Source organism: Desulfobacter sp. (assembly GCA_028768525.1).
Lineage (GTDB): Bacteria > Desulfobacterota > Desulfobacteria > Desulfobacterales > Desulfobacteraceae > Desulfobacter.
Window position 1 is genome coordinate 4,565,189 of record CP054837.1, and the last position, 23,711, is coordinate 4,588,899.

Here is a 23,711-nt window from a genome sequence, read left to right on the forward strand (position 1 = left end):
CGCATTGGGAATTTTAGCTGCGGCCGCACCCTTAGGGCCCGCCGGCCGGGCAGGTATTCATGCCGGGATATTTAAACAGATTATATCTGAAATTCATACGTCCTGTTGATCCGGGGCTTTTCATTGCCAAATATGCCGGCAAGGCTGCGGTGGCCTGCCTTGCGGCATTTCTGGCCGCATTTTTGTCCGGAGTAGAGGGACCGTATTTTTTCTGGTGGATGGCGGGAGCCGTCTGCACGGTGCTGTTCCGCACCGGCAGCACCCATGGGCGGCGAAAGGTATATGCCCTGGTCCTGCTGGGGACCGCAGCCGTGGCCGTGCCGGCAGCCGCCCTTGCCGGAAATTACGGGGTGTTCAGCCTGGTGTTTATTTTTGTCTTGTCCTTTGTCTGTTTTTTTGTCTCTTCAATGGGGGTGTCCGCCTCCACCCTGGGCACCGGGTGCATCGTCGTTTCACTGATTTCTGTTTTTTCACCGGCGGAGCTGGGCCAGGGGCTCCTGCGCTCCGCATGCCTCTTATCCGGAGGGATGATCTCCTTTTGGGTTATATTCTACCTTTGGCCATTTGATCCTGAAAAAGTGCTGCTGTCATCGGCAAAGCTGGCTGTGGAGGATATGGGCGCCTTTTTCCGGGCGCTGTGTGCCCGGATGGGCCGTCCCGAAACGGCGGATGAGCCGCTTACCCGTTTAAGCGCAACCGCTGTGGCTTCCGTCCGCAGATACCGCATTTTTTTGGAAAGCTTTAATATCGACCCCCTGAAGGGCTGTCGGGCCGCCGGCGGACCGGGGTTATTCTATTTTGGGCTGATCCGGCTGTTTGAATCCCTTACCGGCCTTTTAAACCATATTCATTTTTCCGACAACCGGCCTGAGTTTGATGGGGTCCGGAAGGCGGTCTCCAATACCGCCGAAGATATTTCCCGGGGGTTTGACGCCTTTTCCGGCATGAAGGCGGGCCGGTATGAACGGCCCGATTTTGATAAGATCATCCGGGACATTGAGGGGATTGAGGAATCGCTCTGGAACATGGGCGCCTATAGAAGGGGAGATGAGGTCCGGGATAAATACCTTGATGCCTGGGCGGCGGTATATGAACTCAAAAATGTGGCCGAGGGCCAGCGGGATATGATGTCAATGGCAGATCAACGCTTCAGGCTGGGAAAGAAATAATGGCGGCCAGGGGGGTAAAAGGGCTTGCGGATGAATTCAGGTTGTCATCCCCTGTATTCCGCCATGCCCTGCGCGCGGCCCTTGCCATCACCGTTGCCATTGCTGCTGCACGGGGGCTGGGGCTGGCCCATTCCGTCTGGGTGCCCGTGACCGTGCTTGTTGTGATGCGCCCCTCCCTGGGGGGGACCCTGCACATCAGCTGGAAGCGGTTTGCCGGAACCGCCATGGGGGCTGTTGCGGGGGTGCTCATGGTTTGCCTTAAGCTGCCTGCCCCGGTTGTGGCCGCCCTGGTTCTGGTGATGGTTTTTTTTATCTTCTATTTTAAAGCCCACCATTATGTTCTATTTACCGCCACCCTGACCGTGGCACTGGTGCTGATTCTGGGAACGGTATTTTCCCACACCTGGCAGGGAGGCGCAGAACGGATGGCGGATACCCTGCTGGGGATCGCCATCGGCCTTGGGGCCTCTTTTCTGGTCTGGCCGAATTTTGCCAGGAAAAATTTGCGCCGGGAAATGGGGGATTTAATCGCGGCCCAGCACCGCCATTTTTCCCAGTTGGTGGCCGCTTATTTCGGCGATGACACTGATATGTCAGGGCTGCTGGCCGGACGGCTGACGGCCGTGCAGCACCTCGACGCCTGCACGGAAAAATTCACCGATGCCGCCATTGAACCCGGGTTGCGGGCATCCCAGCGCCAGGAACTGGTCAATCTGGCGGACGCTTTCACAGGCGTCCACCGGACCTTGACGGCCATGGCCTCCACCGTTGGCAAATCCTCCGGCGTTTTTCACGGCAGTATCCTGGCCGAATGCCAGGGGGTGGTGGCCTGCCTTGACCGGCTGTTTTCAGCTCTGGAGTCCTACGCAAGAGAGGATCAGGCCTTTGAGGATCAGGCGTTTAATGAGCGGTTCAGCCGGTTCATGGTGTTTCTGGGCAGGATGCGGTCCCAGGGGGAATTTGACCGCTTCCCCCTGGACAGCCGGAACAATGCCTCGGCCTTTATCCGTCAAATCAACCGGCTTGCGGCTGACCTGGAGAGGGCACGAAAGGGCATAGAAGCCCTGAGAACCGGCCGGTAATTTTAGAATTCCGAGGCAAAGTCCTTAACGCCGGGGTTCTGTCCTAGAAAACGGTAAAGGGTTGCCCGTCCCACCCCGAGCACCCGGGCGGCTTTGGATTTATTGCCCCCGGTTTTGACCAGGGCGGCGCGGACGCTTTCTTCGGTGAGCTTGCCCCGGGGGATGCCTGCTCCGGAGGTCAGGGGGGGATGCAAGACCGGCTGGCCCGGAGCAACTGGCCGGGGCGGCATTGTCCCGGGAGAAATTCCCTCTGTCCCGTGGGCTGGGTCCGCTTTCTGATACAGGGCCGGATTCAACTCCATGGGCAGGTCCTCGGGACGGATGGTTTCCCCCCTGGATCGAACCACAGAAAACTGGATCACGTTTTTCAACTCCCTGACATTGCCGGGCCAGTGGTGGGTGAGCATCAGGTTCATGGCCTCGTCGCTCAGGCCGGGGACGGGGTTGCCGCTTTCCTGCTCGGCTTCTATAAGGAAGTGAGCGGCCAGCAGGGGAATGTCCTGGCGGCGCTCACGCAGGGGCGGCAGGTGGATGGGGATGACGTTGAGGCGGTAGTATAAATCTTCTCTGAACCGCCCGGCCATGACTTCTTCTTTCAGGTTTTTGTTGGTGGCCGAAATGATCCGCACATCCACGGCCACCTTTTTTTCCCCGCCCACCTTTTCAAAAGAGCCTTCCTGGAGAAAACGGAGCAGCTTGACCTGGGTTTTCAGGGGCAGGTCCGCCACCTCATCCAGGAAGAGGGTCCCCTTGTGGGCCAGTTCAAAACGGCCTTTCCGTTCTTTTACTGCCCCTGAAAAGGCCCCCTTGACATGGCCGAAAAGTTCGCTTTCAACGATGCCCTCGGGAATGGCCCCGCAGTTGACCGGTACAAAGGCCCCGTTTCCGTAAGAGGAGATGTCGTGGATGGCACAGGCCACCCGTTCCTTGCCCGTTCCGGTTTCACCGGAGACATGGACCGGATAATTGTACAAAGAGACATCCCGGATCTGGCGGAAGATATCCTGCATGGCCATGTCTTTTCCGATGATCCCGGCAAAACTGGATAGGTTTTCAGCCTGAAGGGAGAGGCGGAGGGTGTCGGTGATGTCCCTGAAAGAAGCAATGACGCCCTTAAAAACATTGTCATTGTCGATGATGGCGGCCACACTCATTTCCAGGTGCCGGGTGTCGCCGGATTTGGTGATCATGGTCACCGGGTATTCCTTTGTCTCGGCGCAGAATTCCGGCGAATCGTTACAGAAGGAGCATTTATTGCCGCAGAAGGGGGCCTGGAAGACCACGTGGCAGTCCCGGCCGATGACCTCTGCCTTGGTGTACCCGGTGATCTTTTCGGCTTCTTTGTTGAAAACAGTGATGATCCGTTCCGGGGTATGGGCGATAACCCCCAGTTTCAGGTTGTCCAGCACCAGGTTGAGATTGTCCCGGTCCAGCAGGGAGTGGGTAAGGTTTTTCATTTCAGCATATCCGGCAGTTATTATATTATCATTTCAGGATGTGTATCCAGCCTGGGCCTGAAAATGGCACATTTGTGTATCAGGTGCAATGATTTTTTAGGGAAATAGCTGAAAAATTTGGATGGGGCGGCCTATTCTTTGATAGGAAATCCGGCCGGGGCAGGTGCCCCGGCCGGGGATATTCATTCTTCCCAGGAAATGCAGTCCTTGGGACAGTTTTTTACGGCTTCGTGGATCTCCTCACCTTCATAATCGCCCAGGGGAAGCACTTCCACAAACCCGGCATCGTTGATCTGGAAGGCATGGGGCGCCAGGTCGATGCAGACTTCACAGAGTATGCATTCAGCCATATCAAGTACCGGAATTTTCATGGGAATCCTTTCTTATTGTCTGGTTTCTATTTGAAAAACCTGTTTAACAGGCCCTCAAAGGCCATGCCATGGCGGGCTTCGTCCTTGCACATCTCATGGACGGTGTCGTGGATGGCGTCGTAGCCCAGTTCTTTGGCCCGTACGGCAATATCCTTCTTGCCTTTGCAGGCGCCGTTTTCAGCCAGGACACGGGCCTGGAGGTTGGCTTTGGTGTCCGCCTCAACTACCTCACCCAGCAGTTCGGCAAACTTGGCTGCATGTTCAGCCTCTTCAAAAGCGATCCGTTTGTATGCCTCGGCCACTTCGGGATATCCTTCCCGGTCGGCCTGGCGGCTCATGGCCAGGTACATCCCGACTTCGGTACATTCGCCCATGAAATTATCTTTCAGGCCCTGGAGGATTTCAGGATCCACATCTTTGGCCACGCCGATGGCATGGGCGTCGGCCCAGACCAGTTCACCTTCCTGTACGGTGAATTTGGATTTTACCGCCCCGCACTGGGGGCAGGATTCAGGTGCATCGTCACCTTCATGGGAATAGCCGCAAACTGAACATACATAGGTTTTCATCAATTGTTCTCCTTGTTGATTAAATTATTCCACCAGCCCTTCTGCACATGGGCATGTTTTTCTTTTTGTGCCAGATCCAGTATCCGGTATCCGGAATCCAGAAGGATGCCGTAAAGTACCCCGCATCCCGGATCTTCCTGCTGCTCGTAGCCCTTCTGGGCCAGTTCTATCATTTCCTGGGCCAGTTCAATGGTACGGGCAATATTTTTGTCACAATTTTTTTCTAACATGTCTGTCTCTCTTTTTGGCCTTGTGCAGACGGCCCTGTTAAAATCTGAATTTTGGTAATACAAGTTGCGTGCCACTACCCTTTATGCATTGGCAAATTTCCTGGCGCAGGCATGGTACATGTCCGATATCCGTGTCTCCACGACATTCCATCCGGTATATATGTTGACGGGGCGGGTATCCTTCCGGATAGGGTCCGGAACGTTCTGGCAGTCAAATGCCCGTCCGTTGATCAGGGCCCGAATGGCATATCCCCGCTTGACAGGGTCCGGGGAGCCCAGGTGGTTAAACAGCTGATCCCGGTTGGATTCTGTCAGGTCTTCCGGGGCGGTCTCCAGGTAGGTGCCGACGCCCCAGATTACCCCACGCTGGAGGATGTCATGCTCAATATGGTTGCCGCCGGTATCCAGGTATGAAAAGAGAATGGACTTGAATTCCGAGGCCAGTTCCGGGCTTCGGCTGAGAATTTCCCCCATGGCTTCAGGGGAGCCCCAGCCGATGCCCCCGGATTCGTCGTTCAGGTTCCACATGAGGCGCCGCAGGATGATCCTGGCTTTTTCCATGGATCGTCCCGATAACCTCAGTGCCAGTTCCCCCATGGCCGTGGCGCTTCTGAATTTGATCAGTTCATCCATGTGGTAGAAATGGGAGAACAAATGCCCTGTGAGCTGCTCATCCGGGATTCTGGCCAAACGGTCCAGGGCTTCCCCGCGGGTGCAGGTTTCAAGTATTTTCCGGACCTCTTTTCTGGTTTGTCTGCCGTAGGGTTTCATGGGCTGCCTTTACTTTAGGATTACCGGCTGTTACGGCCGCTTTTAAAAGAGATAAACAGCATAAATTATGCCAGCGGATGGGCAGCTACAGGGGATAGGGGCGGGCGTGCCGGACCCCCACCGTCTATCCGCAAACGGCTGCCGACAGGTCCAGGAGGATGGGCCCGATCATGGAGGGGGACAATCAAATGTGGGTGAAACGACATGTGGTGGAATTTATTTTCTATGATTTCAGGTATTCCCCTATCAGTGTGACGCAATTGGCTCTCGCATCTCCCAGGTTCGCATCCCATCTGTGATATACCTGCTGGAGTACATTGTGGGTGACAAATACCTGGAGTGTTTCATGGGCAGCGTTTATTAATTTTTGCTCATCATCACTTAAACCTGTCATGTTGGCCCAGAGAACAGCTTTGTATCCTTCTGACAAGAGTGCATCAGCTGCCTGTTTCCGATGCACACCGCGATTCCCCATTAAATATTTGATAAACCCCTTTCCTTTTCTCACGATGGTCTTGCTGAAAAAGAATCCGGTCGCGGCGCCTGCTCCCCCGACAACGGTTTCGGTAGCGCCCCCAAACACTGCGAGGCCCACCGGGCCTGCTACTGTTGCGCCTATTCCCCCCATAAGAGCCGCGGCCGGGATCCCCAAAACCAACCCTGCAGCCACGCCGGCACTACTTAGAGCCGTCCCAGACCGAGCCCATTTATCCGATGTCTTCTGTTTTTGGATGCAATAGCGTATCGCATAGGGAACAGAATCGATGACCTGGTTCATTCCTATTTTCCCAACATGGGGAATACCATATTTGCTGGCAATCGCTTCTATTTCATGCGCTTTCTGCAGTCCATCTGACATTTTTCCCATTTGATTCTCCTTGTCATTGGAAGATTAATATTTTGATCTGGCTAAAAACAAAGAAAAATGAATATCGTAATTTTTAATCATCATGAGCCAGGGGGGCCGCCTGAATCATGTTCCGGATTGAATCGCTTGTTTGAATCTATCCCGTCTGATCGGATTGTGAAATCAATAGATATAATGATGGTATTGTTATAATAATCAATTGGTTTAGTCAAGCATCCGCCCGGTTAAATCTAAGGAGAAACCCGGAGAAGAACAGGTGTTGACCGTTCATTAATTGGCGATGATAAGACTTTGGGGAAAAGATAAAAAGCAGGCCTGAATTTTTACAGCCTTTGCAATTGGATCCGATTCCGGCGGGGCTTCTGTCTCAAAACGCCGGAACAAAAATGTGTCTTGATACATTGGTGAGGCAGGACGGAGTTGATTTAAATTTTTGCAGGGGGTATAGGGTAAGTAACGCTTACCATAAATCAAGGGATCACAGATGGACGACTATTGTTCACCCACCTATTTTATCGAGTCAGATCATCCCGAAATCATAAAATTTTCCAGGGATCTTACGGGGGACGCGGATACGGATATTGAAAAAGCCGTCCGGATCTATTACGGGGTCAGGGATAAAATCCGGTACAACCCCTATGATATTGACCCGGACAGGGAAAGCATGCGGGCCAGCCGGGTGCTGGAAAAGGGGCAGGGGTATTGTGTGGCCAAGGCCGTGCTGCTGGCCGCCTGCCTGAGAAGCCAGGGCGTTCCGGCCCGGCTGGGGTTTGCCGATGTAAAGAACCATCTCAACACCCGGCGTTTGAAAGAGCAGATGGGAACGGATCTATTTGTCTGGCACGGATATACGGATGTGTTTTTAGGGGAAAAGTGGGTGAAGGCCACCCCGGCCTTTAACCTGAGCCTGTGCGAGGCATTCGGGGTGCTGCCCCTGGAATTCGACGGAAGGGCGGATTCCGTATTTCACCCCTTTAATGCCAAGGGAGACCGGCACATGGAATATGTCAATGACCACGGCAGTTTTGCCGATCTGCCCTGGGATATGATTTTAGGGGCCTTTAAGGCGACCTATCCTGATTTTTATAAAAATGGGAGCCGGGGCACCGCCGATTTTAAGGCAGATGCCCTGGCCGAGAATTTATAGGTTACGCCCGGTTTAAAGCGCGTTTTCCTTCAGGCACTAGGCCGGTCTGACGGCGGCGGAGAGATCCCGGGTCAGTTCCAGCACCCGTTTGGCCGAATCAAAATCCAGGGAACCGGTGCCGCAGCTGGGAGTGATGAGGATCTGCGCCAGAAGCGCCTCACGGTCCATGCCTGTGATGGCTGAAAGCTGTGATACCTGGCCCTCGAACATCCGGGTCAGCCCTTCAAGGGTCTGGGCGGCGATGACATCGGCCTTTTCCGTGGGAACGATGCCCATGGCCAGGATACCGCCCCGGTCCATGAATGCCTTGATGGCATCCGGGTAGAGGATAAACCGGTCGAAATAGGAGAATGCATCAAAGTTGATGATGTCGATGTCCGTGGAAAGCAGCATATCCCATTCGGTGTTGGCGCAGACATGGACCCCTGCCAGCCCCTGTTCCCTGTGGATGATTTCCACGATTTCGTTGACGGCGCCGGCCACATCCTCCCGGGTAATGGTGATATAGGCGGAGGTGCCGAATCCGGCCAGGGCGGGTTCATCCAGGAAAATGATGGGAACGGCTCCCCGCTGGGCAAAGGTGCGGGTCTGCCATCCGGCATTCAGGGCCAGCCGTTTTATGGCCGCATCCCTGAGCTGGTCATTGTAAAATATGTCCCGGCCGTTTTCATCCTTCACCGAGGTGGCAAAGGTGATGGGGCCGGTAACCTGTCCCTTGAGGGCGGCGAAACTGCTGCCGCCGGCGTCCACCTGGCGGATGAATTCTGCAAAGCCTTTTCCGGTGGCCCGGGTAAAGGTGAATCTGGAGCCTTCCAGATCCGCATCCGGTTCGGACAGGGCCAGATAATCTTCAAAAAACTCTAAGAATTCCTGGTCAAAGGTGTCTTTCCCGGTATCCAGGAAGAGTTTGTCCCCCTCTTCCCTCAACCCCGGCAGCCCGGGCATGAACTGGTTGACCATCCCCTCTTCCTTGTATTGGGGCAGCTGGACCCATAGGGGAATTTCAGGGGTATGTTCCAGAACGAGGCGGGTGGCGGCGTCGTGGTCTTTCATGGGCAGGCTGCCCACCAGAACGGGGCGTGCATTGGGTTTAAATGATGTCATGGTCCTAATTTACCTCAATAGCAAAAATTTAAGTAAAGGGTAGCTATACCACTTTTTATCTTAAAAAGCGAGAATTCCTGAAACCGGGGCCCCGGGCGGTGTCCTTAGTATGGGCGGCAGAAACTGCCGGGGCTCAGCCGGTTTGCCGGACCGCCAGCACCGGGCAATCCGCCTTTGCAATCACCCGGTCCGTGGTGGACCCCACGAGGAACTGGTCCAGAAGGCTGTGCCCGTGGATGCCCAGTACAATCATATCAATATGGAAATCCATGGTGTAATCAAGCAGTTCCTGGTAGGGCTCCCCCCGGCGGATGGCGGTGATGGGGGTGCACCAATGGCAGCATTCCTCCGGAATCATGCGGCTGAGGCGTTTTTCCACCTGTTCAATGAGGTAGCGCTGGTATTCTGTGTCGTCTTCCGGGGCATCTTCCGGCAGAATGGGAAAATGGTCTTCCCGGAAATCAATGCTGCCGGCCGGCCCTACGGGGATATAGGTCCGGGGCTTGATGACATGGACCAGGTGGAGTTCCGCCTCAAATTCCTGGGCCAGGCTCAGGGCGTGGCGGAAGGCCAGGTCTGAGTCATTTGAAAAATCACATCCAACCAGAATCCGTTCCAGGGGCAGTTTTACCTTGTATCCGTCATCCCGGACAGGAGGGTGGAGTACCAGAAGGGGGCATTCCAGGGTTTTGACCAGGCGGTCCGTAACCGATCCCACCAGAAAGCGTTTGATGCCCGATCCCCCGTGGGTGGCGGCAATCACCATGTCGACATCTTTTTCCTTTGTGAGCCGGGTGATTTCATCGGCCGGATGCCCCAGGGAAACAAGGGATTCCGCCTTGATTTCTTCTTGTTCGGCCAGATGCCGGATGGCTTCTCCCGAGTCTTCCAGGCGCTGTGCCGTGACCTCTTCCGTTGAAAAGCCCGCCTGGGCGTGGCTGGACAGCATCACTGTGTCCTGAACGATATGGCAGATGGTCAGGGCGGAATCGAATTCGGCTGCCAAGGCCTTGCCATAGGACAGGATCAGGGGGGCGAATCCTGAAAAATCAACGGCACACATGATGTGTTTCGGACATATTCTCATTTTTATTCTCCTTGGTTATTTTAAGGTTAATAAAAGAATGATATCCTGATCGGCTGTGGCGAAGCGTGAATGGCCGGCTGGGTGGATGAAGTGCGGCGGTGATTGAAGCTCTACGGTGTCCAATTGTAATATTCCGGCCCCAAGGGCGTCAAGGAAAAAACCATGAATATGGCCCTATGGTTAACCGGGGGGCTGGATATGGGGAATGGCGTCCTGTTCCAGGCCGAGGAAGCCGGCGGCTGCCCGGTCCAGTTCAAAGGGATTTGTGCCTGCGATAAGGCGGGCGGCGGGCGGATCGCAGAGCGGGCCGCCCAGGTGGTATTGGCTTAAGCCCACACTGGCGTCCATTAGGGTGAGGTCCGGCAGAATGTACCGGTTCAGTTCGATAATGGATTGTTGAATGTGCTGGTGAAAGCGTGCTTTTTTCCAAAATCCGCCGCCGGAATAGTATTGGGGAGGTGCAAAGCCCATCATGTTTTTCAGGGTGCCGGTGATCTGGGCAAGGGAGTGGGCCTTGAGCACGGGCAGGGAAAAAATAAATGCGGTTTTTGCAATCTCAGGAAGGAAAAATTCCGGGAAAATTTTGTTCCCAGGGTACTGCAGCCGCTGTACCGGAGCGTGGTTGAGATCAAGAAGCTCGATGCCTGTTTCCCGGGCCAGGCGGTCATAACCCAGTGTGCTGTATATTTCGCCGGTTTCCAGCACTGCATCCCCGCATCCCTCTGCAATGACTATCCTGGCATGGGAGCAGCCCCGTATATACCGGATCACCGCCCGGCATAGGTCCGGGGAGGTGGTGACCGGAAAGGGGCTGGCGTTGACCAGGTTGGGCTTGAGCAGAATAAGGTCCTTTTCAGACAGCAGACCAGCTGCGCCGATTCTGTCAAGAATTAGCGGGACACTGTGTTCATAGGACTCAAAGGGAATGTCTGTGACTGAGACTGGCTTACCCACAGGAATGCTTTGGTTCACTTGAGTTTTATATGGATGTTGTGGGTTCGCATGACACGGTTCACCGCTTCATTCATCTCGCTGCGGCTGAGGTTGGAGATGAATTTATTTCCTTGGGTGGAAATATCGATCCCTTTGAGGTTTTTTTTGGTCAGCTTGAGCAATACGCCGAGCCCAAAAGATTTTTCGACTTCAAATGGTTGGTTTCCCTTGCTCATGGTTCCCTCCTTCTCCTCTGCAAAGGCCTTTTTAATATTATATCGGCTGTTATCCCTGAAAAAACAAGCAGGCTTTATCTGAACATAAGGCTTGTTTTTCAATTGTCATCGTAAGGTTTGGCTTATAAAAGCCCGGCATTTTTTAACATTTGCTGCTATTTGTCTGGCATTCCCCTTCCCTTTGTTTTTCCGACAGCCGCAGCGCCCTTCGGGTCAAGGCCTCCTTATGGCGGCGGACCTCTTCGGGGGTGGACGGCTCCAGGGGCGGCACCGGTGCCGGCCGGTGGTCCTTGCCGAGGGCCACAAAGGTAAGGTAGGCCGATGCCAGATGGGTCTTGGTGCCGGCCAGAAGGTCTTCGGCTTCCACCCGCACCCCGATTTCCATTGAGGTGCGGCCGGTCATGTTCACGCTGGCCTTGACCGTGATCAGGTTGCCGATGAACGCGGGCTTATGGAAATCCAGCCGGTCGATGGATGCGGTCACACAGATATTCCGGGTGTGGCGCACTGCGGCAACGCCAGCGGCATTGTCAATTTCCTTCATAATGACCCCGCCGTGTACAATACCGGCGGGGTTGGCATCTTCAGGGAGCATGACGCGGGAGATCAGTACACAGGAATCAGCAGCACATTTACGGTCGGGCATTGGGAGGCTCCTCTTAATAACGTTGGTATTCAGGCTATTGGGTTTGAAGATGAATGTAGCAAAAAATATACCACAATTATTTTGTATCTACAAGGAGAAACGTCAGTGCTTGATGCCCAGGATGTGCTGGTACCGGCCCAGGTCCCGGTAGGGAAGCTGGCGGGAGAGTTCCAGTTCAAGATCCACCACAGTGTCGGGCTGTCGGTTCTGGTCCCCGGGGGTGAGGATATAATCATGGAAAACCCGGATGCCGCTGTGGCACAGGATTTCAAAGGGATGCTGCCCAAGCCAGCGTAAAACCGCTTCTGGCTCTCTTGGCCATGTGGGGGTGAGGCTGCCCGGATATCCGGTGTAGGCCCTGGTGATGATTTTTTTATAATTGGTCCTGAGCAGGTTTTTGTAAATCATTCCCGTAAGGTTGTAAAAGCTTAAGGAAAGACAGCCTCCGGCGGGCAAAAGATCCATGAGGTGGTGGATAAACCCCTGGGGATCCGCCACCCAGCCCAGCACCCCGTGGCAGAGAACCAGGTCGAACGGGGGAGGGCTGCCGGCCGCAAGTTCCTGGACCGGGCCGTGGCAGAGGGTCAGGCGGTTGCCCAGCCCTTCTGCGGAAAAGTTTTTTTCTGCGATGTCCAGCATTTTTCGGGAGATATCGCAGAGGGTCACCCGATGGCCCAGGCGGGCCAGCCCCAGGGAAAACGGCCCGTGCCCGCCGCCGGCATCCAGAATGTTGAGGGGATGATCAGCCGCTCGGGCCATGGCCCCGGGGTAGAATTCCCCCAGGTCTTTTTCCAGGACCGCCAGCCTGATCCGGCCCTTTAGTCCGCCGTATACCTTGCGCCGGAACCGGGGCGCCAGATCATCAAAATTTCGGTCGTTTTTCATGGCAGGGGATTATGTGCCCAAAACCCGGCATTGTCAAATTCCAGGTTGAAATACCTGGCGAAATAGGTTGTTTTCGCCGATTCCGCTGTGCTAAAATACCCATTACAGCCAGCCTTGGGAAATCTAATTCTGTACTTAACCCGCCGGTCCGGAAACGCATTCTATATCTTGTCGTTGTCGAGCTTGTAATTTATCAAGGAGATTTAAAATGACCAAAGAGGGAGAACGCAAGTTTAATCTGGAACAATTTCGATCCATCAGCCATGCCATTTCAACCTACGATGACCTGGACCTGCTGCTGAAGCATATCACGGAAGGGGTCACCCGGACCTTTAAGATAAAAGGGTGCTGCACCCTTATCCTGGACGAAAAGGAGCAGCAGATGTTCATTGTCAGCAGCCACGGCATCAGCAGGGACTATCTGGACAAGGGGCCGATCTTTATTGACAACAAACATACGGCCCTTGTCAAAGGGGAACCGGTTTATATTGAAAATATGCAGACCGATCCCAGGGTGCAGTATCCCCGGGAAGCCGAAAAGGAAAATATTGTTTCAATGCTCTCCATCCCCATCAAATTCAAAAATACGGTCACCGGGGTTCTGCGCATGTATCACCACGCCCCCCTGGCCATAGACCACCAGGATGTGGAGTCCCTGGGCGTATTGCTGGAGCACCTTGGGGTGGTCATTGAAAATAACGGGCTGAATCATTTTATCGAGCATTTTAAAGTGGCCATGAATAATTTGCCGCCCCGGCTTCTGGATTGATCATCCAGCAGGATAATTACGGCCGATAATCGGGATACGCAACGATGGAAAAACATCGAATACGTGATACCAGTGATTTTTATTCCATAGACAAGGGCGATATTCTCCTTGTGGACGGGCAGGAGTTTAAGGTCATCGGCCATGCAAAAGAACAGCGGTTCGGCATTGAGGATCCCAAATTCTGGGTGAAAAAGGTGATAAACCTGAACACCCGGGACATACAATATATTAAGCTGGCTTTTTTCGAAACCTTTCAGACGAATCTGGGGGGGGTGAATATCAACTGCTTCAGGAGTCCGGAAAAAGAAGGTAAAATCCTTGAACTGGTTGACGGCCATTCCCTGTTTATGCAGGGGAAGACCGTTTTTGACCCCAAGGGGAACAATATCAGGATTCTGGATGTTGTCAGGGGGCAGAATCTGCTGCAATACCTGGGCAACTTCAATGATCTGTCCTATGAGGCATATTTCAGGACCATCCTGCCCGGTATCCTCCGCAAGCTGTCCACGGCCTTTGAGGCCATCAGCTTTTTGCACCGGAACGGTTTCAAACACGGGGATATACGAAACGATCACCTGTTTGTGGAGAGGACAACGGGCAATTATGTCTGGATTGATTTTGACTATGATTACGAAACAACGGAAAATCCGTTCAGCCTGGATATTTTCGGCCTGGGAAACATTCTGACCTACACCATCGGCAAAGGCTTTCACACCGCCTATATGATGCGAAACGATAAAGAGACCTATGGGGAGGTACTCAGCCGTTTGACGGCAGATGACTTTTCCGTTCTGGACCAGCGCCGGCTGGTTAATCTTAAAAAATTATACCCTGTTATTCCCAGTACCATGAATAATATCCTGATGCATTTTTCAAAAAAGACCGAAATTTTTTACGAACGGGTGGATGAAATCATTGAGGACATCAACAGGTGTGTTCAGGCGTTTGATGAATTTTAGCAGCTTGTTTAAAGACGCTTTCATTAAAGCGGAGGATTGAATAATGAAAACTTCCATACTAATCGCAGTTAACGATTCCTTCAGTTCAAAAGCCGCATTGGAATATTTTAAAACCCTGCATTTCAGCCCGGGAAGCATCCATGTCACCCTGGTTCATGTTTTCCGGAAACCCGCTGCCGGTGATGAACTGATGGGTAAAAAATTCATGAAAGAGCAGCCGGCCAGATACCTTGCCCTGCTTGAAAAGGCAAAACTGTCTTTGGTCATCAACGGCCTGTCCCAGGAGGATGTCGAGATTAAAATAGTTAATGAACCCTGTGAAACCGTTGCGGACGGAATCATAGAAGAGTATAAAAAGGGGGAATATTCCATGGTCGTCATCGGCCGGAGGAAAAAATCAAAAGCAGAAGAGTTTGTAAAGGGCGATCTTTGCATCAAGCTTGTTCGGGAGTTGGAAGGGGTTGCCATATTGGCTGTGAAAACAAACTGATTCAATATGCAGGCGTCGATGATTCAGTTTGTTCGGCATTGGTGTGTACGGTCTGAATTGTCTTGAGGAAAAACGGAGGAGAGGATGAAAAAAATTTTGGATTTACCTATTTTTATTAAATTCTTAGCGGTGGGGATCGGAACCACTGTTGTACTGGCCGGTGTATTGTTGTTTTTGTACCAGAAAAGCGACAGGAGCCAGACCGTTTCATCCATCGTGGAAAAAGCACGGTCCATTTGCCTGATATCGGAATCCGTCCGGGACGAAATGGAGGAAAAATGGCGGCTTGGCCTTTTTTCCACTGAAGATATTAAGGCCTATGCCCAGGCCGGGCAGAAAGAAAAACTGCTGGCGGTTATCCCCGTGGTAACGGCGTGGAAAGCCGCCATGCGGAAGGCTGAAGCCGGCGGGTACACCTTCCGGGTGCCCAAGTTCAACCCCAGGCGCCCTGAAAATGAACCGGATTACGGCCAGGATGAAAAAATTGAAGGACCGGCCTTGAAAAAAATGAAGGCCGAAAATCTGGATGAATATTATGTGGTGGATGAGGCGGCCAATTCGGTTCGGTACTTTCTTCCGGTGAGGCTGTCCGAGGTGTGCCTGGTTTGCCACGGGGACCCGGCACAGTCCAAAGCCCTTTGGGGAAGGGAAGACGGCAGGGATCCCACCGGCGGATCATTTGAAAACTGGAAAACCGGGGAGATCCACGGGGCGTTTGAAGTCATCCAGTCCATGGATGAGGCCGATGCGGCATTCCGTTCCCGTGTGCTCAAGGCGGTGCTCATTGTCATTATCGGTATTGCCCTGGCCGGAGCGGTCTTCTTTTTTGTGACCCGGTCCATTACCCGGCCGCTGACCCTGGGGGTGGCATTTGCCGAAAAGATGGCCCAAGGTGATTTGAGCCGGGATTTTGAATCCCTTCAGGATGACGAAACAGGCAAGCTGGCCCGGGCCATGAACGGGATGATTCTGAACCTGCGCACCATGATCGGCGATCTGAATGACGGCGTCCAGACCCTGTCCGGATCGTCAAGCGAACTCACCGATACCTCCCGCGCCATGTCTGAAAAATCGGCCGAGGCATCGGATATGGCGGTTTCCGTTGCCGCAGCCGCCGAAGAGATGAGCGCCAATATGAATACAGTGGCGGCGGCGGTTGAAGAAACCTCCACCAATGTCAACTCGGTCTCTGCGGCTGCAGAGGAGATGAGTGCCACCATAAATGATATTGCCAGGAATTCCGAACAGTCCAGGGAAGTGACCGCCACAGCGGTGAGCCAGGCCAACCATGCCTCTGAGAAGGTCGAGGAACTGGGGGGCGCCGCCATGGAAATCGGGAAGGTAACCGAAACCATAACCGATATTTCCGAACAGACTAATCTGCTGGCCCTGAACGCCACCATTGAAGCGGCCAGGGCAGGGGAGGCGGGCAAAGGTTTTGCCGTGGTCGCCAATGAAATCAAGGCGCTTGCCAACCAGACGGCAGAGGCGACAACGGAAATTAAGGCCAAGATTGAGCGGATGCAGGGGTCTGCCAGGGAAACTACCAGCGAAATAAATGAAATCATGCGGGTGATCAACGAGGTCAATGACAGTGTGACATCCATTGCCGAGGCGGTGGATCAGCAGGCCGCCGTGACCGATGAAATCGCCCAGAATGTATCCCAGGCATCCCTGGGTATTGCCGAAGTCACGGAAAATGTCTCCCAATGTTCACAGGTGGCGGACGAGGTGGCTGAGAATATTGCAACGGTCAGCCTCTCCTCGGGAGAGATTTCAGACCGGAGTATTGATGTCAAGGGAACGGCAAAAGAGCTTGCTGTTCTGGCAGCGCGTCTCAGGGAGATGATGGACCGGTTTACACTCTCCTGATTCTGGCCCCTTCGGCAGTTTCGTTCATTCCAAAGGCGTATTCCCTTTAGCAGGGGAATACGCCTTTTTTTATAAATATTTGACAATAGTAAAAATTTAGTTTATGCATATTAAACTTGGAAAAAATTGATGAAAAACTAAAAAAATGAAAGGTAATATAGTATATATGTAATTTTTTACATATAGCATTAAGCGGTTCGGGAGATCCCGGGCCATTGGCAACGAAAACCGTAAGGAGGTACAGGTATGGACGTTTTACAGGGGTTTGAAACAATTGTCGGCAAAGTTGGGGCCTTTGCATGGGGGCCGCCCATGCTGTTTCTGCTGGTGGGCACCGGCTTCTGGCTGACCTTTTCCCTGAGGGGACTTCAGTTTACAAAATTGTGGCATTCCCTATATCTTGCGCTGATCAAACGTAAGGAAGATACGGATGAGCCCGGGGATATCACCCATTTCCAGGCATTGATGACCGCATTGTCCGCCACCGTGGGGACGGGTAATATCGCTGGTGTGGCCACGGCCATTGCCGCAGGCGGCCCCGGTGCCCTGTTCTGGATGTGGATCACCGGCCTTGTGGGCATGGCCACCAAATATTCCGAAGCCGTGCTGGCTGTGAAGTACCGTGAGGTTGATGAAAACGGGGAGATGAGCGGCGGGCCCATGTACTATATATCAAAGGGATTGAACCTTCCCTGGCTGGGTGTTGTCTTTGCCGCCTTTGCCGCCATCGCTTCCTTCGGCATCGGTAATATGGTGCAGTCCAACTCCGTTGCCGATGCGGTTGAAGCCACCTTCCATATCCCGCCCGCCGTCACCGGGGTGGTGCTCATGGTATGCACCGCAGCCGTTATTCTGGGCGGGATTAAAAAGATCGGCAAGGTTACCGGAATCCTGGTGCCTGTCATGATTGTTCTTTATGTGCTGGGAGCCCTGTCCATTATCCTGCTCAATGTTGCCCATGTCCCGGCTGCCGTCGCCCTGATTGTCAAACAGGCCTTTACCCCCACTGCCGCCACCGGCGGATTTGCCGGTGCCACCGTTATGCTGGCCATCCGCATGGGGGTTGCCAGGGGGGTGTTCTCCAATGAATCGGGCCTCGGCTCCGCTCCCATTGCCGCTGCCGCCGCCCAGACCAAGCATCCGGTTTCCCAGGCCCTGGTTTCCATGACCCAGACCTTCATCGACACCATCGTGGTCTGCACCATGACCGGCCTGGTGCTGATTCTTACCGATACCTGGGCCATTGGTAAAACCGGTGCTGAACTGACCACTGTCGCCTTTCAGAACGGCATCCCCGGCGGCGCCTATATCGTTACCATCGGCCTGATCCTCTTTGCCTACTCCACCATTCTGGGCTGGAGCTACTACGGTGAAAAATCCATTGAATACCTTTTCGGCGTCAAGGCGGTCAAACCCTACCGTATCATCTTTGTGCTTTTTGTAGGGGTGGGGGCCATGGCCAAGCTGAATTTGGTATGGAACCTCTCGGACACATTCAACGGGCTTATGGCCATCCCCAACCTGGTGGGCCTGCTGCTGTTGACCCCTGTCATTGTTAAGGAGACAAGGTCCTACTTCAACAATAAGGCTTAAGCCGCATCGGCTCAGGCCGCACAAGTAAAAAACCCCGCTCCCGAAGGCATTCAGGAGCGGGGTTTTATTATGGTTTATCTTTTTGTCGGATTGCCCGGCCGGGATCAGTCCGTTGAAAAATCCATTTCACACTGGTCATTGAGATGGATCCTGAAAAAATAAAAAGCCAGACCGGCCACGGGGACAGCCAGTACAAAACCGATGATGGGCAGAAGGGTCAGGCCGATGACCACCAGGCCAAAGGCTGCGGCCAGCAGGATGGATCCAAGGGCGGCTTTTGATATGCGCTGGGGAATACATTGATTTGAACTCATAATATCCTCCTTAGTTTGCTTAGCAATAATTTGCTATGCCTAACAATATAAGGGCTTTTGGGGAGGGGTCAAGTCCGGGTGGGAAAAATGAAGTCAGAAGGGCCGGTTTTCAATCACCTTCAGGGCTTCTTCAACCCTTGTCCGGCTGAGCAGGTCGTTGGCATAACTGCGGCATTGGTCCATGGTGATTTTTGCGATGGACTGCTGCACCCGGGGCAGGAATTTGGGATCCACACTCAGGGTGGAGATTCCGGTGCCCAGAAGAAAAGGGATAAAATCCGGATCATGGGCCATCTCACCGCATACGGAAACATCAATCCCATGTTTCCGGCCGGCCTTTGCAATGGCGGCAATGCCACGGCAGACAGCGGGGTGGCATGGGATATAATGTTCGGCTACCAGTTCATTGCTCCGGTCCGCCCCCAGCATGTACTGAACAAAATCATTGGTGCCGATGGCAAAAAAGTCGGCAATCTGGGCAAATTCATCAATGATGGGCAGAACCGAGGGCAGTTCGATCATCATGCCCACGGCCACGTCCGGTTCATGGGCAATTCCCTCGCTGTCCAGATCTGCCGCACATTCCGCCACGATCTGCCGTGCCTCGGTGAATTCATCAATGGATGAGATCAATGGGAACATGAGCCTGGCCCCGGTGCTGCCGTACGCCGCCCGCAGGATGGCGCGGATCTGGGTCTGGAAAATTTCCTTGTACCTGAGGGTGAACCGGATGGATCTCAGGCCAAGAAGGGGATTGGCTTCATTGGCAAACCCCGCATGGCTCAGGGATTTTTCACCGCCGGCGTCCAGGGTGCGGATGGTGGTGACCCGGTCCTCTCCCACCTGCTGAAAGAGCCGCTTATAGATGATGTACTGCTCATCCTCCGAGGGGAAACTGGTGCGGATGAGAAAGGGAAATTCGGTCCTGTACAGCCCGACCCCCTCGGCCTTGAGCTCCTTGGCCAGCCGGATTTCGCTGAGCAGGTTGATATTGGCCAGCAAGCGTATCCGTTCCTTGTCCCGGGTATGGGTGGTTTCAGCCATGTCCCCGGGCCGGGTCTCGGCTTCGGTGCTGGCCTGGAACAGGGCAAGGGTCTCTTCATCGGGGTTGATGAAAATATTGCCCTGGCCCGTATCCAGCAGCAGCATGGTCTCGCCGGGCAGGTCCAGGAGCACGGGATCATCGGCAATGATCAAAGGTATATTCAGGGAACGGGCCAGAATGGCCACGTGGGAGGTCATCCCGCCCCCCACCAGGACAATGCCCCGGATGCCGTCGGCGGAAAGCTTTAGAATATCCGAGGGGTAAATGTCCCGGACCACGGCAATATTGCCCTTGCTTGAGAATTTGGGGGAATCTTTGAGGTTGGAGAGCAGCCGGATGCCCAGATCCTCCACATCCACCGCCTTTTCCCTCAGATAGGCATGGGGGCTCTGGGAGAAAATATCAATATATTTCCCCGCCATGGTCTGGATGGCTTCCACCGGCGGGAGGCCCTTTTCTACCATGGCGGTCATCCTGCCGGTGAAGTTTTTATCCTTGAGCATCATAAAATGGGCCGTGAAAATCAGGGAGGCGCTTTCAGGCAGGCTGGCGGCAAAATTATCCTGGAGGGCCTTGAGGTCGTCAATGGTTTTATTCAGCGCCTTTTTGAAATCCGCTGCCGAGTATTCGGCGCCTGAACTGTCCGGCTCAAAGAGCAATGCTTTTTTGTTCAGCCGGGAGGGGCGGATGCTGCCGTAGGCCGATCCTGTGCCGTTGGATTTTCCCTTGATAAATGAAGGGATGCCCTGGGGCGTTCCCATCACCGGTTGGATTTCCCGATCCTGGGAGAGGGCCATGAGCAGCCGGGCATTTTCAATGGCCCCGGCCAACTGGGTCACGGCGGTTTTCAGGGCCCGTTCGTCAAAGAGGGTGAAATGGTCCATTTTCCTGTGTTGGACCGCCAGCACCCCTATTTTGGCCACGCCCCTGCGGATGGGGACGCATAAAAATGAACTGAACGGCTCTTCTCCGGCGTTGTCAAAGAATTTGAATCCCGGGGTGATGGGGGCGTTGCCCACCCTCAGGATTCTGTCCTGGGAAAAGCACTGGCCTATGAGGCCTTCTCCGGATTTCATCCTGATCCGGTTAACGGCCTGGGGATTCAGCCCCCGGGTGGCTCTGAGAACCAGATCCCCTGAAAGGGCGTCATAAAGATAAATGGAACAGACGTTGGCTTTCAGGTGTTTGGCAACAAGGGCGACGGTTTTGTCCAGAAAGGTTTCGATGTCGGAGTCCCCCGTTACAATGGAGGTCAGCTCGCCGATGTCGCAAAGCAGGTTTAAATGGTCCGGTTCTCTTATGTTCATTTTATTTCTTTCTGATGATTGACCTCTATTAAGGGGCTATTGAAAGCCCGGAAAAATTCCAGAGAATTTGTAAGGAATATTAAGTCGGATTGGAGAAGGGTCAAGGCTGGAAAATAAAAAAGGGCTGCCGGACCGGATCCGGCAGCCCCAAAAAAGGAAAGCTGATTTACTTTTTTACAACCGGTTCTGCGGCTTAGCTGGGGAACATATTGTCTTCAATGTCAACGGCCACGGAACTGGTATTCATCAATGCGGCAAACCGGCCCATGGTCACGGGCAATACGGTTTCCACATAAAAATCTAAGGATTTAATGATGCCCTGGTAAAAGGGTTTGTCTTTCTTTTTGGCCTTTCCGGAAAGTTTCTCACAGGCGACCACAGCACGCCACAGCAGCATCCAGGCCATGGTGGTGTCGCCGGTGGCATCCTGGAAGGGATGGGCATTGGCAAAGGCGGCCAGGACTTTGGGGCTCATGGCGGTCTGGCCCATGTGAACGGCCACTTCGGCCAGTTTGTTCATTGCTTCTTCCACCTTGGCGGCCTGTTTTTCCAGCTCGGGGACGGCCTTGGCCCTGGCAACGGTTTTCTGCATTTCACCGAAAAGATCCATGATGGGCTTGCCCTTGTTCATGCCAAGCTTTCTGCCCAGAAGGTCCATGGCCTGGATGCCGTTGGTGCCTTCGTAGATCATGGTGATCCGGCAGTCGCGCAGGAGCTGGGCCATGGGATACTCTTCGATAAAGCCGTAGCCGCCGTATACCTGCATGCCCTGGGAGCAGACGTCAAAGGCCCGGTCGGTGACATAGCCCTTGGCAATGGGGGTGAGCACTTCTACAAAGCCCTGGTATTTGGCTTTTTCTTCGTCTGTGGGGGCATGCTTGGCCATGTCCGAGCAGTAGTGGACAAAGTAGAGCAGCGTCCGCATGGCTTCCACATTGGATTTCATCATGAGCAGCTGGCGCCGGACGTCCGGGTGGCGGAATATGGCCACGGACTGGGCGTCTGGGTTCATGATTTCCATGAGATCCCGGCCCTGGATCCGGTTCTTGGCATAGTCAAGGGCGTACATATAGGAGGTGGTGGCACAGGCAAAACCCTGGAAGCCCACCAGCAGCCGGGCCGCATTCATCATCAGGAACATGGCCTTCATGCCCTTGTTTTCTTCTCCCAGCAGGGTGCCCACGCAGCCGCCCTTGGATCCCAGGGAGAGGGAGCAGGTGCTGTTGCCGTGGATGCCCATCTTGTGCTCGATGCCGGTGCAGATCACGTCGTTGAATTCGCCCAGGGAGCCATCGCTGTTTACCCGGAATTTGGGTACCAGGAACAGAGAGATGCCCTTGGTGCCGGCGGGTGCCCCTTCAATACGTGCCAGGACGGGGTGGATGATGTTTTCGGCCAGGTCGTGCTCGCCGCCGGAGATAAATATTTTTTCACCTACAATATTATAGGTGCCGTCACCGTTGGGAATGGCCTTGGTGGTCAGGGCCCCCACATCGGAGCCTGCGCCGGGCTCGGTGAGGAGCATGGTGCCGCACCATTTGCCGGTGTACATATTTTTCAGAAACAGGTTTTTCTGTTCTTCGGTGCCGAAGTGCTCCACCAGGTGGCCGGCGCCCTGGGTGAGGCCGGGGTACATCATAAAGGGGTAGTTGGCGCCGTTGAAATATTCGGCCGCAGCAGAGGCCACGGTTCTGGGCATGCCCTGGCCGCCCCATTCGGGATCTTCGGTGGGTGCCAGCCATTCCCCCTCGTTGAACAGATCAAAGAGGCGCTTGAAGGATTCCGGTGTGGTGACCTGGCCGTCTTTTAAGGTGCAGCCCTGTTCATCACCTTCCTTGGATGCGGGCAGCAGTTCCTTGACCGCAAAATTTCTGGCCTCGGAGATGACCATGTCAATGGTCTTTTTGTTGAAATCTGCAAACTCCTCATTCAGGTCTGCCAGGGTTTCAGCCTGGAGTACCTCGTGAAGAACAAATTCAATGTCCCGACGATCGGAAATAACCTGTGCCATGTTTCCTCCTGGTGATTTAACTTAATGAATTTATACTCATTCAAGAATTAAGTGATTATTAAGTGTTCCTTTATCTAAAATCGGATCAATTTATTTTAAATTTAAATGAGTTATTCTTTAATGCCTCTCTTGTGTTTTTTGTGCCATTTATAATGAATAGTCATTCATTACACTAAATTATCATCTAGTCAATGATTTTTTTACAAACATATGGTTTGCTGGTATAACGGTGTTTATGGAAAAAATATTGATTTCAGCATGCCTGCTGGGGGAACCGGTCCGGTACGACGGGGTGTCCAAGCCCGTGGCGCATCCCATGATTCATGAATGGCAGAGACAGGGACGGCTGGTGCCCTTCTGTCCTGAAACGGCAGGGGGGCTGCCCATACCAAGGCCGCCTGCGGAAATATGCGGGGGCGGCGGAACTGATGTCCTGGCCGATGCCGCCAGGGTCGTCACCCGCGGGGCCGATGTCACCGCCCCTTTTCTTATGGGGGCCAGGGCCGCCCTGGCCCTGGCCGGGGAGAAAGGAATTTGTTTTGCCCTGCTAAAGGAACGGAGCCCTTCCTGCGGAAGTAACCGTATATATGATGGTCATTTTACCGGCACCCTGATTCCCGGTATGGGGGTGACAACGGCGTTGTTACGGCGTCATGGGATATCTGTTTTTAGTGAAAATGAGATCGATGATCTGGCAAAGCGCATAAAATGATAATTTTATGCGTAAATATATGCATAAAATTCGGATAATTAGCTTGAAACCGGCCCGAGGTATTACTTGACCGGGTCAACTTTT

The 23,711-nt window shown here is 53.7% G+C and carries 24 protein-coding genes; 9 read left to right on the forward strand and 15 right to left on the reverse strand.

What is annotated here, in order from left to right; translation table 11 throughout:
* Positions 1 to 59: 59 nt before the first annotated feature.
* On the forward strand, positions 60 to 1,169 hold the full coding sequence (locus tag HUN04_20110; protein WDP91888.1) for a hypothetical protein: 1,110 nt from the start codon (positions 60 to 62) through the stop codon (positions 1,167 to 1,169).
* The gene (locus HUN04_20115) at positions 1,169 to 2,251 is read left to right on the forward strand and encodes an FUSC family protein (GenBank protein WDP91889.1); all 1,083 of its coding nucleotides are present in this window, start codon (positions 1,169 to 1,171) and stop codon (positions 2,249 to 2,251) included. Before HUN04_20110 ends, HUN04_20115 begins: the two co-directional genes overlap by 1 nt.
* Positions 2,252 to 2,253: 2 nt before the next feature.
* On the opposite strand, the gene HUN04_20120 is transcribed toward HUN04_20115, so the two are convergent.
* From HUN04_20120 to HUN04_20145, 6 genes are all read right to left on the reverse strand, one after another.
* Positions 2,254 to 3,708: a sigma 54-interacting transcriptional regulator gene (locus HUN04_20120; GenBank protein ID WDP91890.1), complete on the reverse strand. Its 1,455-nt coding sequence runs from the start codon at positions 3,706 to 3,708 to the stop codon at positions 2,254 to 2,256.
* A gap of 182 nt (positions 3,709 to 3,890) precedes the next feature.
* Positions 3,891 to 4,079 (reverse strand): ferredoxin, encoded by a 189-nt coding sequence (locus tag HUN04_20125; protein WDP91891.1) that lies wholly within the window; start codon positions 4,077 to 4,079, stop codon positions 3,891 to 3,893.
* 26 nt (positions 4,080 to 4,105) lie between these two features.
* Positions 4,106 to 4,648 (reverse strand): NADH peroxidase, encoded by a 543-nt coding sequence (locus tag HUN04_20130; protein ID WDP91892.1) that lies wholly within the window; start codon positions 4,646 to 4,648, stop codon positions 4,106 to 4,108.
* Positions 4,648 to 4,878 carry a hypothetical protein gene (locus HUN04_20135; GenBank protein WDP91893.1) on the reverse strand — a complete coding sequence of 77 codons (231 nt, stop codon included), beginning with the start codon at positions 4,876 to 4,878 and terminating at the stop codon, positions 4,648 to 4,650. Before HUN04_20135 ends, HUN04_20130 begins: the two co-directional genes overlap by 1 nt.
* An 81-nt stretch (positions 4,879 to 4,959) precedes the next feature.
* On the reverse strand, positions 4,960 to 5,649 hold the full coding sequence (locus tag HUN04_20140) for a hypothetical protein (GenBank protein ID WDP91894.1): 690 nt from the start codon (positions 5,647 to 5,649) through the stop codon (positions 4,960 to 4,962).
* Positions 5,650 to 5,872: 223 nt separating this feature from the next.
* Entirely contained in the window at positions 5,873 to 6,517 is a 645-nt protein-coding gene (locus tag HUN04_20145) for a hypothetical protein (GenBank protein ID WDP91895.1), read from the reverse strand.
* Positions 6,518 to 7,001: 484 nt separating this feature from the next.
* Between HUN04_20145 and HUN04_20150 the strand changes: the two genes are divergently transcribed.
* Positions 7,002 to 7,664 (forward strand): transglutaminase domain-containing protein, encoded by a 663-nt coding sequence (locus tag HUN04_20150; protein WDP91896.1) that lies wholly within the window; start codon positions 7,002 to 7,004, stop codon positions 7,662 to 7,664.
* A gap of 36 nt (positions 7,665 to 7,700) precedes the next feature.
* On the opposite strand, the gene HUN04_20155 is transcribed toward HUN04_20150, so the two are convergent.
* From HUN04_20155 to HUN04_20180, 6 genes are all read right to left on the reverse strand, one after another.
* Positions 7,701 to 8,768 (reverse strand): hypothetical protein, encoded by a 1,068-nt coding sequence (locus HUN04_20155; GenBank protein WDP91897.1) that lies wholly within the window; start codon positions 8,766 to 8,768, stop codon positions 7,701 to 7,703.
* A 133-nt stretch (positions 8,769 to 8,901) separates the two neighbouring features.
* Positions 8,902 to 9,855, reverse strand: coding sequence for a universal stress protein (locus HUN04_20160; GenBank protein WDP91898.1), 954 nt, complete (start codon positions 9,853 to 9,855; stop codon positions 8,902 to 8,904).
* A gap of 180 nt (positions 9,856 to 10,035) precedes the next feature.
* Positions 10,036 to 10,809 carry a DUF362 domain-containing protein gene (locus HUN04_20165; protein ID WDP91899.1) on the reverse strand — a complete coding sequence of 258 codons (774 nt, stop codon included), beginning with the start codon at positions 10,807 to 10,809 and terminating at the stop codon, positions 10,036 to 10,038.
* A gap of 14 nt (positions 10,810 to 10,823) precedes the next feature.
* Complete coding sequence (locus tag HUN04_20170; protein ID WDP91900.1) at positions 10,824 to 11,024, reverse strand: hypothetical protein; 201 nt, start codon at positions 11,022 to 11,024, stop codon at positions 10,824 to 10,826.
* Between the two features lie 142 nt (positions 11,025 to 11,166).
* Positions 11,167 to 11,670: an acyl-CoA thioesterase gene (locus HUN04_20175; GenBank protein WDP91901.1), complete on the reverse strand. Its 504-nt coding sequence runs from the start codon at positions 11,668 to 11,670 to the stop codon at positions 11,167 to 11,169.
* Positions 11,671 to 11,772: 102 nt separating this feature from the next.
* Entirely contained in the window at positions 11,773 to 12,555 is a 783-nt protein-coding gene (locus tag HUN04_20180) for a methyltransferase domain-containing protein (protein WDP91902.1), read from the reverse strand.
* A gap of 208 nt (positions 12,556 to 12,763) precedes the next feature.
* Between HUN04_20180 and HUN04_20185 the strand changes: the two genes are divergently transcribed.
* The 5 genes from HUN04_20185 to HUN04_20205 all read left to right on the forward strand — a co-directional run bounded on the left by HUN04_20185 (position 12,764) and on the right by HUN04_20205 (position 18,238).
* Positions 12,764 to 13,324, forward strand: a complete 561-nt coding sequence (locus HUN04_20185) for a GAF domain-containing protein (GenBank protein ID WDP91903.1) — start codon at positions 12,764 to 12,766, stop codon at positions 13,322 to 13,324.
* 44 nt (positions 13,325 to 13,368) lie between these two features.
* Complete coding sequence (locus HUN04_20190) at positions 13,369 to 14,283, forward strand: protein kinase (GenBank protein ID WDP91904.1); 915 nt, start codon at positions 13,369 to 13,371, stop codon at positions 14,281 to 14,283.
* A 43-nt stretch (positions 14,284 to 14,326) separates the two neighbouring features.
* Positions 14,327 to 14,773, forward strand: coding sequence for a universal stress protein (locus tag HUN04_20195; protein ID WDP91905.1), 447 nt, complete (start codon positions 14,327 to 14,329; stop codon positions 14,771 to 14,773).
* Between the two features lie 84 nt (positions 14,774 to 14,857).
* Entirely contained in the window at positions 14,858 to 16,645 is a 1,788-nt protein-coding gene (locus tag HUN04_20200; GenBank protein ID WDP91906.1) for a methyl-accepting chemotaxis protein, read from the forward strand.
* A gap of 246 nt (positions 16,646 to 16,891) precedes the next feature.
* Positions 16,892 to 18,238 carry a sodium:alanine symporter family protein gene (locus HUN04_20205; GenBank protein ID WDP91907.1) on the forward strand — a complete coding sequence of 449 codons (1,347 nt, stop codon included), beginning with the start codon at positions 16,892 to 16,894 and terminating at the stop codon, positions 18,236 to 18,238.
* A 104-nt stretch (positions 18,239 to 18,342) separates the two neighbouring features.
* Here HUN04_20205 and HUN04_20210 read toward each other — a convergent pair whose 3' ends face one another.
* The 3 genes from HUN04_20210 to HUN04_20220 all read right to left on the reverse strand — a co-directional run bounded on the left by HUN04_20210 (position 18,343) and on the right by HUN04_20220 (position 22,915).
* A complete protein-coding gene (locus HUN04_20210; GenBank protein WDP91908.1) occupies positions 18,343 to 18,552 on the reverse strand; it encodes a hypothetical protein in 210 nt (69 codons plus the stop codon).
* A 93-nt stretch (positions 18,553 to 18,645) separates the two neighbouring features.
* A complete protein-coding gene (gene ptsP / locus HUN04_20215) occupies positions 18,646 to 20,904 on the reverse strand; it encodes a phosphoenolpyruvate--protein phosphotransferase (GenBank protein WDP91909.1) in 2,259 nt (752 codons plus the stop codon).
* A 193-nt stretch (positions 20,905 to 21,097) separates the two neighbouring features.
* Positions 21,098 to 22,915 (reverse strand): acyl-CoA dehydrogenase, encoded by a 1,818-nt coding sequence (locus HUN04_20220; protein ID WDP91910.1) that lies wholly within the window; start codon positions 22,913 to 22,915, stop codon positions 21,098 to 21,100.
* A 235-nt stretch (positions 22,916 to 23,150) separates the two neighbouring features.
* On the opposite strand from HUN04_20220, the gene HUN04_20225 reads away from it, so the two are divergent.
* Complete coding sequence (locus HUN04_20225) at positions 23,151 to 23,627, forward strand: DUF523 domain-containing protein (protein WDP91911.1); 477 nt, start codon at positions 23,151 to 23,153, stop codon at positions 23,625 to 23,627.
* Positions 23,628 to 23,711: the final 84 nt, after the last annotated feature.